The organism is Bacillus sp. FG16 (assembly GCF_057809515.1).
In genome coordinates this window covers 1-17,164 of record NZ_JBMDKC010000055.1, presented here as the reverse complement: position 1 = coordinate 17,164, position 17,164 = coordinate 1, and the positions used below count along the sequence as shown (strand labels likewise).

15 protein-coding genes and 1 pseudogene are annotated in these 17,164 nt (G+C 35.0%); 3 read left to right on the top strand and 13 right to left on the bottom strand.

Features of this window, described 5'->3' with window-relative positions; translation table 11 throughout:
- Positions 1-129: 129 nt before the first annotated feature.
- The 3 genes from ACODS7_RS19430 (at position 130) to ACODS7_RS19420 (ending at position 2,289) form a co-directional block, all read left to right on the top strand.
- The gene (locus tag ACODS7_RS19430; protein WP_000698297.1) at positions 130-1,260 is read left to right on the top strand and encodes an amidohydrolase; all 1,131 of its coding nucleotides are present in this window, start codon (positions 130-132) and stop codon (positions 1,258-1,260) included.
- A 241-nt stretch (positions 1,261-1,501) separates the two neighbouring features.
- Positions 1,502-2,059 (top strand): GNAT family N-acetyltransferase, encoded by a 558-nt coding sequence (locus ACODS7_RS19425; protein WP_000914737.1) that lies wholly within the window; start codon positions 1,502-1,504, stop codon positions 2,057-2,059.
- Between the two features lie 110 nt (positions 2,060-2,169).
- Entirely contained in the window at positions 2,170-2,289 is a 120-nt protein-coding gene (locus ACODS7_RS19420; protein ID WP_000358482.1) for a YfhE family protein, read from the top strand.
- A 368-nt stretch (positions 2,290-2,657) separates the two neighbouring features.
- Here ACODS7_RS19420 and ACODS7_RS19415 read toward each other — a convergent pair whose 3' ends face one another.
- From ACODS7_RS19415 to ACODS7_RS19355, 13 genes and pseudogenes are all read right to left on the bottom strand, one after another.
- Complete coding sequence (locus ACODS7_RS19415) at positions 2,658-3,824, bottom strand: diglucosyl diacylglycerol synthase (RefSeq protein WP_016083627.1); 1,167 nt, start codon at positions 3,822-3,824, stop codon at positions 2,658-2,660.
- 413 nt (positions 3,825-4,237) lie between these two features.
- Entirely contained in the window at positions 4,238-4,969 is a 732-nt protein-coding gene (gene pflA, locus ACODS7_RS19410; protein ID WP_000238466.1) for a pyruvate formate-lyase-activating protein, read from the bottom strand.
- Positions 4,970-5,038: 69 nt separating this feature from the next.
- Complete coding sequence (gene pflB, locus ACODS7_RS19405; protein ID WP_243168143.1) at positions 5,039-7,288, bottom strand: formate C-acetyltransferase; 2,250 nt, start codon at positions 7,286-7,288, stop codon at positions 5,039-5,041.
- 152 nt (positions 7,289-7,440) lie between these two features.
- Positions 7,441-7,662: a hypothetical protein gene (locus ACODS7_RS19400; RefSeq protein WP_002094217.1), complete on the bottom strand. Its 222-nt coding sequence runs from the start codon at positions 7,660-7,662 to the stop codon at positions 7,441-7,443.
- A complete protein-coding gene (locus tag ACODS7_RS19395; protein WP_048563988.1) occupies positions 7,631-9,175 on the bottom strand; it encodes a glycosyltransferase family 2 protein in 1,545 nt (514 codons plus the stop codon). Before ACODS7_RS19395 ends, ACODS7_RS19400 begins: the two co-directional genes overlap by 32 nt.
- A complete protein-coding gene (locus ACODS7_RS19390; RefSeq protein WP_048563989.1) occupies positions 9,168-10,133 on the bottom strand; it encodes a UDP-N-acetyl-alpha-D-glucosaminuronate decarboxylase in 966 nt (321 codons plus the stop codon). The genes ACODS7_RS19395 and ACODS7_RS19390 overlap by 8 nt, the downstream gene beginning before the upstream one ends.
- A complete protein-coding gene (locus ACODS7_RS19385; RefSeq protein ID WP_016083630.1) occupies positions 10,130-11,374 on the bottom strand; it encodes a nucleotide sugar dehydrogenase in 1,245 nt (414 codons plus the stop codon). Before ACODS7_RS19385 ends, ACODS7_RS19390 begins: the two co-directional genes overlap by 4 nt.
- Entirely contained in the window at positions 11,364-12,911 is a 1,548-nt protein-coding gene (locus ACODS7_RS19380) for a glycosyltransferase family 2 protein (protein WP_243168142.1), read from the bottom strand. The genes ACODS7_RS19385 and ACODS7_RS19380 overlap by 11 nt, the downstream gene beginning before the upstream one ends.
- 13 nt (positions 12,912-12,924) lie before the next feature.
- Positions 12,925-13,119 carry a hypothetical protein gene (locus tag ACODS7_RS19375; RefSeq protein WP_488827337.1) on the bottom strand — a complete coding sequence of 65 codons (195 nt, stop codon included), beginning with the start codon at positions 13,117-13,119 and terminating at the stop codon, positions 12,925-12,927.
- A 16-nt stretch (positions 13,120-13,135) separates the two neighbouring features.
- On the bottom strand, positions 13,136-13,537 hold the full coding sequence (locus tag ACODS7_RS19370) for an LSm family protein (RefSeq protein ID WP_048563992.1): 402 nt from the start codon (positions 13,535-13,537) through the stop codon (positions 13,136-13,138).
- Positions 13,538-13,691: 154 nt separating this feature from the next.
- Positions 13,692-14,939 (bottom strand): serine hydrolase domain-containing protein, encoded by a 1,248-nt coding sequence (locus ACODS7_RS19365; protein WP_048563993.1) that lies wholly within the window; start codon positions 14,937-14,939, stop codon positions 13,692-13,694.
- 253 nt (positions 14,940-15,192) lie between these two features.
- Positions 15,193-16,695, bottom strand: a complete 1,503-nt coding sequence (gene nagE / locus ACODS7_RS19360; RefSeq protein ID WP_043935353.1) for an N-acetylglucosamine-specific PTS transporter subunit IIBC — start codon at positions 16,693-16,695, stop codon at positions 15,193-15,195.
- Positions 16,696-16,836: 141 nt separating this feature from the next.
- A pseudogene (locus ACODS7_RS19355) lies at positions 16,837-16,951 on the bottom strand (transcriptional regulator).
- Positions 16,952-17,164: the final 213 nt, after the last annotated feature.

Sequence of the window (17,164 nt, the reverse complement as noted above, 5' to 3'; positions counted from 1 at the left end):
ACACAATTTTACATGGGCCCTTTTAAAACTTTCATTTTCTAGGATCCGAAGCATTACCATACAAATAACCTTTCAGTTACTTTCCCTTAACTTCCATTAGCATTATAAAGTAACAGAAATGAGGTACCTATGAAAATATTGCTCAAACAAGCCATTGTATACCCTATTACATCTCCAAAGTTTCAAGGCGATGTACTCGTTACAGGAGAGCGAATTACCGAGGTCAAACCTTTTATTCAACCTACTCAAGATATGACCGTTATAGATGCACGAGCACTCCATCTCTTACCTGGCTTTATTGATGTCCATACTCACCTTGGTCTCTATGATGAAGGTACTGGTTGGGCTGGAAATGATGCCAATGAAACATCTGAAGTTTCAACACCACATATTCGTTCTTTAGATGGAATCCATCCTCTCGATATCGCCTTTCAAGACGCTGTACAAAATGGAATTACAACCGTTCACGTTATGCCTGGCAGTCAAAATATTATCGGGGGTACTACTTGTGTAATAAAAACAGCTGGAACTTGTATTGATCATATGATTATTCAAGAACCTGCTGGTTTAAAGATTGCCTTTGGAGAAAACCCTAAAAAAGTCCATAGTAATGGAACAAAAGAATCCATAACACGTATGGGGATTATGGGGTTACTTCGGGAATCATTCTATGAAGCACAACACTACGGGCACGAAGCTGATTTTCGAATGCTTCCTATTTTAAAAGCATTACGTCGTGAAATACCCGTACGTATCCACGCTCACAGAGCAGATGATATTAGTTCTGCGCTACGCTTTGCAACGGAATTCAACCTCGATCTACGTATTGAACATTGTACAGAAGGACACTTTCTTGTTGAAGAGCTTTCGAAACACAATTTGAAGGTTTCAGTTGGTCCCACTCTGACACGCCGTTCTAAAATCGAACTAAAAAACAAGACATGGGATACTTACCATATATTATCCAAAAATGGTGTGGAAGTTTCTATAACAACAGACCATCCTTATACACCCATTCAATATTTAAATATTTGTGCTGCTGTCGCAGTAAGAGAAGGGTTAGACGAGAAAACAGCACTAGAAGGAATCACCATATTCCCAGCGCGAAATTTGCGTTTAGAGGATAGAATTGGAAGCATCGAGGTTGGAAAAGACGCCGATCTCGTGTTATGGACTCATCATCCTTTCCATTATTTAGCCAAGCCTGTACTAACTATGATTGATGGAAAAATAATTTACAAAAAAAATAAAAAAAACTAGTTTATTTTTTTGACTAGATAAAGTATTATACGATTATAAACTGAATGAAACCATAATCAATTTGTGTCGTGATTATCATTTTCAAATTGATGAATGGGGAAGGCAAATGGTGCGCCACCAGCGTTAGAAACTGGTTCTAGTGGGTTCGATTCCCACCCCGAAATTTTTTAAAGATTGATATAAAAATTTCGAGGGTGGGGTGTTTTTTCGTCATGCTACCCTCGTGTGAGGAGGAGTTAGTATGTTGAAAAAACGCGACTTACACGACAGCCACGTTCTATACGAGTTAATGGTGGACCCAGCTGTCTTCCCTTTTGTGCGTCAAAAGGCTTATTCTTATGAAGAATATTTATTCTTAACGAAACAAACGATTGAAGCTGAAGAGCGTGGTGAATTAATTTCACGCACAATTTTAGATGAATGGGGTAACCCTATCGGAACAATTACTTTATTTGATGTGCAAGAAAAAGCTGGATTTCTCGGGACATGGCTTGGCAAACCATATCATGGAAAAGGCTATAATAAATTAGCGAAAGATTCATTTTTTAGTGAACTTTTCTATGAATTAGATATTGAAACAATCTTCATGCGTATTCGTAAAATAAATATTCGTTCTATTAAAGCTGCAGAAAAACTGCAATATGTAAATCTAGCAAATGAAACAAGAAAAGCCGTATATGATGAAATTAACGCAAACGAAGAAGTCTATAACTTATATGAAATTCCAAAAGATCAATACACACTTGCTACAATGCGAGATACAACCTTCCAAGATGCTCATCAATTAAAAGAAGCATAATCTAAATTTTCTGAAATGATAATCAATCATTAACATTTTTCCATATGCGTATATCCCCTCATGTCTTTGGAAACGATAAATAGTAACTTTAAGACACGAGGTGATTTGTAATGGATAAAAAGAAACGTGATAAAGCAAAAAATACATTATCTAGTACACAAGAAGTTCTCTATCAACGCGAATTTCAAAAAGCAGATCGTGCAGCAGGATATCGCTCGAAAAGCATTTAAAGTGAAAATGAATAATTAGAAGTTTCCCCCCTAATTATTCATTTTCATTACATAATTTTCTCGACTGATAGAAGTAAGCAAAAAGTACCCTTATGCATTAGGGTACTTTTTGCTGTGGACAACTTTATCCACAAAACTGATGGAATTGTTAATAATTTTCGAAAACATTTAATATCTTTCTATATTCAAGCATATATCGACTGTTTTAATTGTGGATATTTTTCTAAAAATTGTGGACAATGTGGATATAGTTGTTAATATTCCGACTTTACTGTTTAATGAAAGCGCAATCCTTTTGTGGATAAGTGGCTAAATTTTCTTTGAAAATAATAAAGAACCCTCTTTATATATACAAAGAGGGTTTCATATTAAGTAAAAGATTGTGCAAGAGCAGGTGATTTAATTGGTATATGGCGCGGTTCTGCATGATTTTCTGCCAAAATTGCATCTACAATATGACCAGCTGGCTCTGGAAGATAGATGCTTTTCATTGCTTCTTTCATTTGAAGAAGCTTCACATCATCTTGTAATAATGCCTCTGTTTTTGCAAAAACCTCACTATCATCGCGAATGACAACTGCTGCTCCTTTTTTTTCAAAGTACATCGCATTTTCATTTTCTTGTCCTGGAACAGGCTTATATAAAATGACAGGTACTTGCAACGCTGCTGCTTCACTTAATGTTATTCCGCCTGGCTTCGTAATCATACAAGAAGTAACACGGAATAATTCATCAATATTTTCAACATACCCAAACACTTTTAATGCATCGGAATTTTGCTTCTGTAAACTTAATAAATCCTGTTTTAAAGCTTCATTTTTTCCACAAACGACAACTACTTGTAAATTGGGCACTGACATAAATGATTGGCATAGTTCTTTTACATTTCCTAATACCCCATGAGCACCTGCTACAATTAGTAAAATCTTTTTATTCTTACATAACTGATATTTATTATATATGATGTCTGAATTTACCTTTAACTCAAAACTACTCCGAATTGGAATTCCTGTTTCAACAATTTGTTCCGCAGGTACACCGATATCAACCATCAATTCTTTCACGTGATCCGTTGCAACAAAATAACGATCTACTTCTCGATGAATCCATATTTTGTGCACGCAAAAATCCGTTAATACGTTATAGACAGGAATTGAAATCCCTGTTTGTTTCTTCAATTCTGGTACCGCGATAATTGGAAATGTATTAATTACAATATCTGGTTTCTCCACCTGTAACAGTGTTTTCAAACGTTTTCTTCCAAAGTTCGCATACCAAGATGCTATTTTCTTATCATAAATTTTTTCTACCCCGTAATAAAACAAACGATATAATTCTTTTCCTATTGTATAACTTTTTAAATATAGATATTTTGTAATGTCAGTTATAAATGGATGTGATTCTCCAAACAAGTCGCATACAATAACATCTTCAATTCCTTTTTGGCGAAATGTTTGTTCTAATGTTTTTGCTACTTGCACATGACCATTACCGTAATGTGCAGTTAATATTAAAACCTTGGGGTTTTTTATCAAACAAATCCACTCCTAGCTTTTTGTTTCTCCATATTGCATATACGACAATAGGAAAAACATTTTCCTTAAAAATTACATAAACAGATTCTAATAATTCCCTTTTCAGCTATGTACCTGTCGTGGATATGCAAAGCATATAAGATTGACCCCTTAATCCTATCTGTGCTCATATCTTTACATTATACTTTCCTATAAGAGCTTTCGCAATAACTTACAAATGTTCTCTATTCCATGATACTCACTCTTTTACTTCTTAATTCTTTTTACTATTTTGATTTCCCTTTACAATTATGTAAATTTCTCCACTTATTCCGTACAAAATTATGGATATTCTACTTTCAGTATACTCTTTTATCAATATATACTCTAGATTTTATTGTAAAGAAAGCAAAAAGCCTAATCCAATATTTGGATTAGACCGCTTGTAAAATATGTTTAGCATGTTCTACATTTTTCTCAGTAGGTGGTTCTACATTTGCGAGTGGGTACTTGTGTCCAAGCGCCTCCCATTTATATACACCAAGCTTATGATATGGTAACACTTCAACTTTTTGAACATTAGACAGACTTTGAATAAAGCTAGATAGTTTTTGTAGATCCTCTTCATTATCCGTAACACCGGGGACTAATACGTGTCGTACCCAAATCGGTTTATTCTTATCCGATAAATAACGAGCAAATTGTAAAATATGTTCATTTGGTTTCCCTGTTAATTTACGATGCTTTTTGGAATCAATATGTTTCAAATCCAATAAAACTAAATCTGTATAATCCATTAAAATATCTAGCTTATTTTGGAATTCTGGTTCCTCAGAATAACAACCACCAGAAGAGTCGATTGTTGTATGGATACCAGCCTCTTTACACTTTTTAAACAACTCAATTAAAAAGTCTAGCTGTAATAATGGTTCTCCACCGCTAACTGTTATACCGCCTCCGGAGGCTTCAATAAATGGAAGGTAACATGTCACATCCTGCATCACTTCTTCAACTGTTATTTCTTTACCTTTACCGATTTCCCACGTATCCGCATTATGACAATATTGACAACGTAATAAACACCCTTGTGTAAATATGACATAACGAATCCCTGGGCCATCAACAGTACCACAAGACTCTACAGAATGTATTCTTCCTTTTACCATGTTACTTCCTCCTTTATTGAAACAGCCTCCCTTCGCTATATATTAAAAGCGAAGGGATACTTTTTTCATTTACATGCTTTCATGCATTGTACGGTTAATTACATCAATTTGTTGTTCACGAGTTAATTTAATAAAGTTTACAGCGTAACCAGATACGCGAATTGTTAATTGTGGATATTTCTCAGGATGTTCCATTGCATCCATTAATGTTTCACGATTAAATACGTTAATATTTAAGTGATGGCCTTCTTTTACTGCATAGCCATCAAGCATAGATACTAAGTTACGTACTTGTACATCATCTTCTTTACCAAGTGCTTTTGGAATGATAGAGAATGTATTAGAAATACCATCTTGTGCATCTTCATATGGTAATTTAGCTACAGATAATAATGAAGCTAATGCACCTTTTGTATCACGTCCATGCATTGGATTTGCACCTGGTGCAAATGGTTCTCCAGTACGGCGTCCATCTGGAGTGTTACCTGTTTTCTTACCATATACAACGTTAGATGTAATAGTTAAAATTGACATTGTATGAACGGAATTACGATATGTTTTATGTTTACGAAGTTTATTCATAAATGTTTTCACGAGATTTACAGCGATCTCATCTACACGATCATCATTGTTACCGTATTTAGGGAAGTCTCCTTCAATTTCGAAGTCCACCGCAATACCATTTTCATCACGGATTGGTTTTACTTGTGCGTATTTAATTGCACTTAATGAGTCTGCTACTACAGATAGACCCGCGATACCTGTTGCCATTGTACGAAGAACATTTGTATCATGAAGTGCCATTTCAATACGTTCATAGCTATATTTATCATGCATGTAATGGATAACATTTAATGTATTTAAATATAGACCCGCTAACCATTCCATTGTCATATCAAACTTATGCATAACTTCTTCATAATTTAATACTTCAGAAGTAATTGGTGCGTACTCAGGACCAACTTGTGCTTTTGATTTTTCATCTTTACCACCGTTAATCGCATATAATAATGCTTTCGCTAAGTTTGCACGAGCTCCAAAGAACTGCATTTGTTTACCGATTCTCATTGCAGATACACAACAAGCAATTCCGTAATCATCTCCGTAATCAGCACGCATAATGTCATCATTTTCATATTGAATTGCTGATGTTTTGATGGACATTTTCGCACAGTAGTTTTTAAAGTTCTCTGGTAATTGTTTAGACCAAAGAACTGTTAAATTCGGTTCTGGAGCTGGTCCTAAATTATCTAATGTATGCAAGAAACGGAATGAGTTCTTTGTTACTAATGGACGACCATCTAATGCCATACCACCGATAGATTCAGTTACCCAAGTTGGGTCACCAGAGAATAATTCATTATAATCAGGTGTTCTTGCGAATTTCACAAGACGTAATTTCATAATGAAGTGATCTACAATTTCTTGTACTTCTTCTTCTGTTAAAGTACCATTTGCTAAATCTCTTTCAATGTAAATATCTAAGAATGTAGAAGTACGTCCAAGACTCATTGCAGCTCCGTTTTGCTCTTTAATCGCTGCAAGATATGCGAAGTATAACCACTGGAATGCTTCTTTTGCATTTGTTGCTGTTTTAGAAATATCGAAACCATGAGAAGCAGCCATTTGTTTTAGTTCTTGAAGTGCACGCATTTGCTCAGATAACTCTTCGCGTAAACGCATTGTATCTTCGCTCATTACACCACCAGTTAAATTCAAATCAGCTTTTTTCACTTCAATTAAATGATCAATACCATATAATGCTACGCGTCGATAGTCACCGATAATGCGTCCACGACCGTATGCATCTGGAAGACCAGTAATAACACCTGATTTACGTGCATTTCTCATTTCTGGTGTATAAGCATCAAATACACCTTGGTTATGAGTTTTTCTCCAATCTCTAAAAATACGACTAAGTTCTTTATCCATTTCGTATCCATAAGATTCACAAGCTTGTTCTGCCATACGAATACCACCATATGGTTGTAAAGAACGTTTGAATGGTTTATCAGTCTGGAAACCGACTACTTTTTCAATATCTTTATTTAAGTATCCTGGGTCATGTGATGTAATAGAAGAAACAATTTTTGTATCCATATCAAGAACGCCACCGTTTTCACGTTCTTTTGTTGTTAAATCCATTACTTGATCCCAAAGTTGTTTCGTTGCTTCAGTTGCTTCTGCTAAGAAAGATTCGTCTCCTTCGAAAACGTTTACATTATTTAAAATGAAATCGCGAACATCAATCTCTGCTTTCCATTTTTCACCTTTAAAGTTTTCCCATGCGTTTTTAACATTTTCTAATACTTGAGTCATCCTAATCTCCTCCATTTTTGATTAGTACAGGACTAAGATTTTTTATATAACAGCTTACACACTTAGAATACTACTTTTTTACGAAAGTGAACGAATTAGTTGTGACATGTTTGTGAAATGTTGAGCAAACTACTATATATATAGTGTTAACTTCATTTAAAAGTCTTTAAAATTAACCCTTTCCTTAATTGTATTTTTTTGGTATCCTTATATACGAGTCCTATTTTGTAATATAAGAACAATACCCATTGTAGAGCTGTAATACTCTTATCTCCTAATCTGTTATAGTTTTTATAACAGAACAAAAAAGTGTACACATGTTGTACACTTTTTTTGTTACTTCTATAAAACATCTCTTTTTCTATTGCCATCATAGAATCCGCCACGATTGTCTGTTAATGCAATTATTTGCTCTAGTCCTTCTATATGATCACCTATAATTCGAAGTACAGCTGGAGGATGACCTATTTTTGCAAAATGTTCACTGGGACGAATACGGTTCATCTTATCAACCTCAACACGACATACACATGCAATTTCAAATCCAGAAAGAAGAGCCTTCACTTGTGCTACACAAGGTGACAATAAAGATTTATATCCAATTGCTTTCAAACACTTGTGGCTAAATGCATTAGGTACCGCAATAAGTGAGCCTACCCCTAAATCCTTTCTATCACAAGCTAAATTTAGTGCATACTTAAATGCAGTTACAAGATGAAGTGGTACTCTTAAATCTAAATAATGATTTAAATCATTTAATGCGACGTCCTTTCCATCTGCTATAGCTTTTGTAAAAGGATATAACTCACTAGCTGGAATAACAAAATCACCATCTATAAATAACACAATTTCTCCTTTTGCAAAATAAGTTCCAAGTGAACGCCCTACATCGTTTCCAAGGGCTTCTTTATATACAATTGTTGTTGCGCCTTTGTCTTTTGCAATCGTTGCTGTTTTATCTGACGAACCATTTACGACTACGATGATTTCAAAAGGTTCAATTTTACGAAGCTCTTCTATAACGTTTCCAATTGTTTTCTCTTCATTTTGTACAGGAATAACAACCGATAGTTGCTTTCCTTTATACAAATTGGATGTAACGCCCCAGCCTTGATAAAAATCTTCAAAACTTAAAGTATGATAGACGCTATTCCTTTTCCTATTTCCATCATAATATCCTCCGCGTGTATCACTACTTACTATTCGTTCTGCAACTGCTTCTATATGATCACCTATCATTCGTTTTTCAGATTGAGAAAGGCTCGTGCCATATGCAGCATGTTCAATCGGTCGAAATTTATTTGGCGTGATAACATCAATAGCACAATGACGGCTAATTCTCCATTTACTTTGTGCTATACGTAAATGAGCTACAATAGGATTAACTAAACATTCATATCCAATACTTTGGACGACTTCTTTCGTCAACGCATGAGGTACAGATAATAAAGAATCTATTTTTAATTCTTCACGCTCTAACATTGCATTTAATATTTGACGCCACACTGTAACGGAATGAGGTTTTTGTTTCTTTAAAAACAATGCGTCCAAATTATTTAAAACGATGTCAGTCTGGTCATGTAAAATTGGATTAAGAAACAATTGTAATTTGGAAGTTGGAATAGCAAAGTCCCCATCTATAAATAGTAATACATCACCTATTGCATGTTTTGCGCCAACTGCACGCCCAACATCGTTTCCTAATAGTTCTTTATGCCTAATTATTTTACATCCTAACCGATCAGCAACCTCTTCTGTACCATCGTTACAACCATTTGCTATTACAATAATCTCTACTGGATTTAACGGTTTTACCGATTGAATAACGTCTGAAATCGTATCTACTTCATTACTTGCAGGAATAATAACTGATAGCGACTTAGCCATTGTTTTCTTCACGAAACCATTTAATAGTTTCTTTCAATCCTTGTTCCCACGTTACTGTCGCTTGAAATTGAACAAGTTCTCTTAACTTCGTTACGTTCGGCCTTCTATTTGGAATTTCTTCAAAGCCATGTGGATATACTTCCTCAAAAGGAACTTGTACAATTTTCGAAGAAGATTTCGTTAGTTTTTTAATTGTTTCTGCTACTTCTTTTATACTCTGTTCATTCTCAGAACCTATATTAATAATCTCACCATTTACCTTCTCATCCATTGCCCGAATTGTTGCTTCTACCGCATCACTCACATACGTAAAGCAACGTGTCTGCTTTCCATCTCCATATACGAGAATGTCTTCTCCTTGCAAAGCTGCACGGATAAATCGTGGGATTACCCCTGCATATGGACCATCTTTCGCTCTTGGACCATAAATATTAAAATAACGAACAATCGTTACAGGTAAGCCTTCTAATGCGTATCCTAAACATAATGTTTCTTCTAACGTTTTACAAACTGCATAACTCCAACGAATTTTAGAAGTTGCCCCGTACAATCGATCCCCTTCTTCTGAGAAAGGCGGTTTGCCCTTACCATATACTTCTGAAGTAGATGCAAAAACTACTTTCTTCTTTCCTTTTAATGCTGCTTGTAAAATGTTTCTCGTTCCGTCAAAATTCGTTTCAATGAGCTCTATACTTTTTTCCATTGTCGTTTTAACACCTAAAATTGCTGCTAAATGAAACACTACATCATGTTGATTTACTAATTCATAAATAGAGTTTTTGTCTAAAACACTTATTGGAATAACCCGAATCTCTTTCATTAGCTCATTATGATACTTATTTTTCCCTTTATAGAAGTTATCCACAATCGTGACTTCATAACCCCTTCTCACCAACTCTTCAGCTAAATGAGATCCAATAAATCCGGCCCCACCTGTAATTAAACATTTCTTACTCATACACTCACCTTCTTTATAATTCCCCGTGTATCTATTACTCGGTTCATTCCTTTAAAAAGCTTCCAATCGATATTAGAGTGGTCAGTTAAAATTAAAATACAACCTGCCTCTTTAAATGTTTGTTCATCCAAAGCAACAGATTGATACACCTTATCTCCAATTTCCGCGGAAGAAATATATGAATCATGGTATTTTATCTCGTATCCTTCTTTTATTAGTAATTGAATAATTGGCAAAGCCGGTGATTCTCTCAAATCATTTACATCTTTCTTATATGCGATTCCTACAATTAAAACTAGTCCGGGTGATTGTACCATGCCCTTTACTTTCCGGACTATTTTCTCTGGCATTTCTTCATTAATTACATGTGCCGCCTCAATTAATTGACTAATTGCCCCATTCTTTTTTATTCTCCATTGAAAATATAAAGGGTCTACGGGAATACAGTGCCCCCCTATCCCTGGTCCTGGCCAATACGGAGTAAATCCAAACGGTTTTGTAGATGCCGCTTCAATGGCCTCATAAAAATCAATCCCTAAACTTTCACATAATGTGTTTAACTCATTTACTAAAGAGATGTTAACTAAGCGCTGAATATTTTCAAATAGCTTACACATCTCTGCTACTTTCGGCGAACTAACAGGTACAACTACGTCAAAAATGGTACTATATAAATCCTGTACTTTTTGTTTACACTTTTCTGTTTGTCCACTAATAACTTTTGGAATAGATTGAACTGAATATTGGCTATTTGCTGGATCAATTCTCTCAGGAGAATATCCGATATAGAAATCTTCTCCTACCTTTTGGCCAGCTTGAGAAATAATAGGAATAATAACTTCCTCAAGTGTGCCTGGATATGTGGAACTTTCAAAAATGAAGGTTTGTCCTTTTTGGAGGTTTTGTTGTATATAATGCGAAGCTGAAATGAGGGCACTTAAATCTGGTTCTCTTCGTTCATTAATTGGAGTTGGAACAGTAACAATAACATAATCATTATTTTGGAAATCAGTAATACCTTTATCTGGTGTATTTACTATTAATTTATTTTTAGTCAATAAACTTTGCAACACTTTAGAAGAAACATCTGGAATATAACTTTCTCCTTTTTTAATCGATTCTATTTTTCTAGTATCTTTATCTAATCCAAGTACGGTATGTCCTCTTTCTGCAAAATGGACTGCTAAAGGAAGACCAACATACCCTAATCCAATAATAGCTACTTTACTACTAGCATTCATCTGTATTCTTTTCTTCCTTTCTCAATTGTTGAATAGTGTCTCTATCGCGATCTCCATCTGTAAAACTCCCACGTTCGTCTGTATATTGTAATAGATAAGCAATCGCCTCAAGTTGATCACCGAAAATACGGTCAAATGCCGGAATACGTCCATTTACAAATCCATGTTGCTCCGGGCGTACCCGATTGGTTTTTATAACATCTACAAATTCTACTGCTGTAATAGAAAAAACCTCCAAAATAGCTTTCATTTGAGCTAATGGCGGAATAACAAGCGAGTCATATCCTATTTTCTCTATTACCCTTTTATGCATAGCATGTGGTACTGCCGTTAATGAGTTATTCCATAAATCCGGTCTTTTCGCTACTAAATTCACAAAATATTTCCCCATACTAATTGGATCTGCAGGATGAAACATATCTAATAAGCATTGTAAATCATTTAAAACCACGTCACTTCCATCTTCAACAGCTTGCAAAAATGGAGTGAGTTTTTTTGCTGGAATAACAAAATCACCATCAACGAATAAACAAATATCGGCTGTGACATGCATAGCTCCTATTGCTCGAGCTACATTATGTCCGAGTGCTTCCTCGAATTCAATAACGATAACATTCTCTAACTTTGCCTGTTTAACAGTCTCAAAATCTGCTCCATTCGCGACAACAATAATTTCATCTACCCCTGCTTTTTTCACTTCTTGTATAACAGATCTTATCGTCATTTTTTCTTCTGACACTGGTATAATCGCACTATATTTCGCTTTTTCCTTCTTTAATACAACTGGTTTATAGTTCCCTATAAACTCCCTATCCCTGTTTCCCTCCGAAAAACCGCCGCGTTTACCATATGTTTCGATTACATATTGCAAAGCACGTAAATGATCACCCATAATACGGCTAGTCGCTTTCGGATAAGGAGAACCAGGTGATGTTCCTGTATGCACAGGACGAACCTTATTTGTGTGAATTACATCGACCGAAGCCGTATCAACAATATCTACTCCTCTAGACATCGCTATCGCTTGAAATAGTGCTGGATCTGCTAAATTCCACCACCCAAGTTTCTCGATAACTTCCCTGCTCATCGCATGTGGAATTGCGATTAAAGATCCAACAACAAGCTCTTTTTTATTCAAATAGCGATTCAACATGAACTTTCCAACTGTCGTATAATGTGGTCTCATCTTTAAATAAACCGACCATGTTAAATTATTCACAACAATTTGATGCCCTTGTCGAATTCCTTTCACGAAACGTTGTAACTCTTTACTATCAATAACAATATCACCATCTAAAAACAAAACAATTTCACCTTTTGCTTCTCTAGCCCCAATAGCCCGTCCAACATCATTGCCAAGAGAATGTTTATAATAAATCACGTGACAATGATGTTGTAACGCTATGTCTTTCGTTCCATCTGTCGAGCCATTATCTACTACAATAATTTCGTAAGGCTTGAGCTTCTCCACTTCTACTAAAACTTGTGATAAAGTACTCGCTTCATTGTGCGCTGGAATAACAACTGATACTCTCATACTTGTATCACACTTACCCTTCCAAGCGAACATAAGCAATAATAGGAGTACGCACGATTACATCTTCCGGTGGTCCATAAAAAGGAGAAGTACGAACACTTACTGCCCCATCCGTCACAGATAACAGAATGCCTGCAACAATTTCTACAGCTGTAACAACTTGCACTAACTCACCAACATGGTTACGCAATTCATCAGTAAATAACATATATAAGTCTCCTTTCTTACGCTTCTTTTATTGATATAATACTTGTAAATGGTAATAAAACTTCAGTTCCTATACCTTCTTGCAATGTTAAGAAATCATCACCAACTGCTACAATCACACCTGTTAATTGTCCAACTGTCACCGTAATTTCAACGTTTTTACCTAAATACTGCTTTGCAATTTCTTTAAAAGGTGATGTATTGCATTCTTTTAAAATGTTACAAATAATAGATTGAAATTGGCTTGATTTTATAAATTCTTCCGTAGCTTGCTTAGAGTTTCTTTGAATAAACCTTGCAAAGTTTTGCGAAAATAAAAGTCGTTCCACAGCAGGCAATAATTTATCATCTAAAAAATAGCTTAATTGTCTATTAAACAATCTTGATAATTTATGCCAATATTTTCTGAACAGACACATACACTTCTCCTCCTATTATTTTTAGATTATAAAATTTTACATCCATACATCTTAATGTATACAAAATAGATATTTTTGTGATAGGTAAGGCATACATTTTCTAAAAGAAATATTTGTTTCAGGGCAAAAAAAAACTATCCAAAAGGATAGTTTTTTACACTTCAATATTTCGCAACATCGTATAAATGTCATTATTCACTTTACCAAATGATTTAATGTTGTTTTGAATGTTAGATAATAAAACAACATACACACTACCATTTTTACTAAATCCATTTAAACAATTCCAACCTGGCATTACACCGTGATTCGAATAGCTTCCTGGGTCTACGTACCAGCCAAATCCGTAATCCTTTTTCACAGCTGTAAACATTTGATCGTAACTCGCTTTTGAAATTAACTTTCCAGAGTATAACGCTTCGTTAAATAAATATAAATCATGTGCACTCGTATATATATCACCACAACCATATAGTTGTGACATGCTTGGAATATTAGGTGTTGTCATATTATTATTTACTATTTTATAACCCGTTGATGGGAATCTTGTTTGTTCTAACGCTGTGCCAAAGCCAGAATGTTTCATACCGGCAGTGGCAAAAATATGTTGTTTAATATATTCTTCGAGTGACTGCCCACTTACCTTCTCTGCAATATAAGCAAGTATAGAGTAGTTCGAATCAGAATACTTCCACTTCTCTCCTGGACCACCAATACGCTTTTGATTTCCTATCCGCTTTATCAGTTCTTCATGAGAAATATCTTCTTTTCCCTGCTCATATTCGGGAATCCCTGATGTATGTGTTAATAGATGTTTTAGCTGAATATTATTACCTTGTGGAAAATCTGGAATATACTTCGCAACAGTATCTTCTACTTGTAATTTATTTTGATCTTTCAATTGCATAATAGCAGTTGCTACAAACGCCTTTGAAATAGAACCAATATAAAAAGTCGTCTCTGAATTATTCGGTACTTGTTTCTCTTTATTCGCCATACCATATCCTTTATTCACAAGAACTTTTCCGTTCTTCACAATAACAGCTGTTCCGCTAAATCCAGTGCTCTGTAAATATTGATCTAATTGAGCGTTTTCATTAATTTCTTGAGGTGGTCCTTCAGCAGGCTGTTCCGCAGCTTGCGCTTGCTTCACTTGTTCTTCCTGCTCTTTTTGTTTTTGCTTCTGTACTTCTTGTTTCTTTTTTTCTTCTTTCTTTTTTAGCTCTTCTTGTTTCTTCATTTCTGCTGCCGCTTTTAAAGTTTCTTCTTTCTTATTATGCGCAACAATTTTTGTATACATGAAATATACAAGTGATAATAGTAAGACGAGAATGATTGTTCTTTTTATGTATACAATCGGCCGACGTGCTTTCCCATTCGCATTATTTTTTTCCTGATCCATAATTGCTTTTTTCCCCTTACTCACCAATAATTTAATTCCTCTACTAAAGATTTTTTTTAGTAGATTATGGATAAACCATTCTATATCATCCCTACTTTATCACGCACTGCACATATTACCAACCTATATATACAAAAAAGAAAAAGAAAATTTACAAAAGTAAGATTCCCGTTAAATTGTTAACAAAAAAAAGAGGATATCCTCTAAAAAATTGATGTTATCAATCTTTTTGGACATCCTCTTATCTCATTATTTATACGTGTTTTTTCATATCATCGGCAACAGATTCAACATTTGTACCTACGATAACTTGTACACTTGTATTACTTAATTTCATAACACCTTTTGCACCAGCACGTTTTAATGCTGCTTCATTTACTTGACCAGCATCTTTTACTTGTAAGCGTAGACGTGTTGCACAGTTATCAATAACTGTTAAGTTTTCTTTTCCACCTAAAGCCGCTACGTAAGTTTCACCAATTGAACCTGCAACTGGAGCTTCTTCACCTTCAGCTACTTCCTCTTCGTCTTCACGACCAGGAGTTTTCAAATCGAACTTCTTAATTAAGAAGTAGAATACAACGAAATAAATTACTGCGTAAATTAAACCGACTCCCGCAAGTAATACTGGTTTTGTTGCAATACCGAAGTTTAAGAAGTAATCGATTGCACCGGCACTAAATGTGAAACCATCGTGAATGCCAAGTGTTGTTGTAATGAATAGAGACAGACCTGTTAATACAGCATGAATACCATATAATACTGGTGATAAGAACATGAATGAGAATTCAATTGGTTCTGTAATACCAGTTAAGAATGAAGTTAATGCTAGACCACCTAACATACCTGTAACCATTTTACGTTTTTCTGGTTTAGCAGCCGCAATCATTGCGAAACATGCTGCTGGTAAACCGAACATCATAACTGGGAAGAAACCAGTCATAAACATACCCGCTGTTTTATCTCCTGCAAGGAAGCGAGCAATATCACCATTTACAACATTACCTGCTGCATTTGTAAAGTCACCAAGTACGAACCAGAAGTATGTGTTCATTACGTGATGTAAACCGATTGGAATTAATAGACGGTTTAATAAACCAAATAGACCTGAACCAACTGCCCCTAGATTAACAATTCCATGAGCTAATGCATCGATAGCATTTTGAATTGCTGGCCAAATTTGTGCGAATAGAATTCCTAATAGTAACATCACAACCGATGTAACAATTGGGACGAAACGTTTTCCAGCAAAGAACCCTAACCATTCTGGAAGTTTAATCTTATGGAATTTATTATAAAGAAGTCCCGCTATAACACCGACAATGATACCACCTAAAACTTTCATATCCACTTTAGTCGATAATTCGGCTGCCTTAGATACTTGTGTCATTGTATCTGCAAGCTTAGATGGATCTACATTAGCGCTATTACCTATTAAATCTTGAACTTTGCCTAATTTATCTTGTAATTCTACAGTAGAATATCCCTTACTAAGTGCATCAATACTGTTTTTCATAACTAGATAACCAATTGCACCTGCAAGACCTGCTGCACCACTACCATCAACTGAAAGACCGATTGCAATACCAATTGCAAAAATGAGTGCTAAATTATCAAAAACTGCTGCACCGGCCTGTGCCATAACAGGAATATCAAATACATCTGGTTGCCCTAAACGAAGCAATAATCCTGCTGCTGGTAGTACGGCGATTGGAAGCATTAACGCTTTACCAATACGTTGTAAAAACTGCAACATTTTAATTCCCCCTATCAAATTTATGAAATCGTTATCATTATAAGTACGCCTTAGAAAACGCTTTCTATTTACATAACCATAATAACATATAGTTGTATAGATGTGTAGTTTTTATTTTTGAATTTTTTATGGATAAATCTCCTATTTCCAAACTGTTATATAAAAGGAAAATTCTCCTTTTTAAAATACAGAATACTCGAAACGAAAGACCTATTATAGCACATTGAACTTTCGTTTTATCATTCCACTTTTTCATGTTATTATTTATTTCCGAGCATATCGGGAAAAGTAAACTTAGTTAATTCAAAATAGGAGCGTTGGTACTATGCAGTGCATTGAAACAAACAACTTACAACAGTTGTTAGAACAAGTAAAACCATATACGAAAAAAGGAAAACTTGCTACTTATATCCCCATCGCCATCAAGCTAACAAAATAAAATTCCCCCTAAAACGAAAAATACACTATT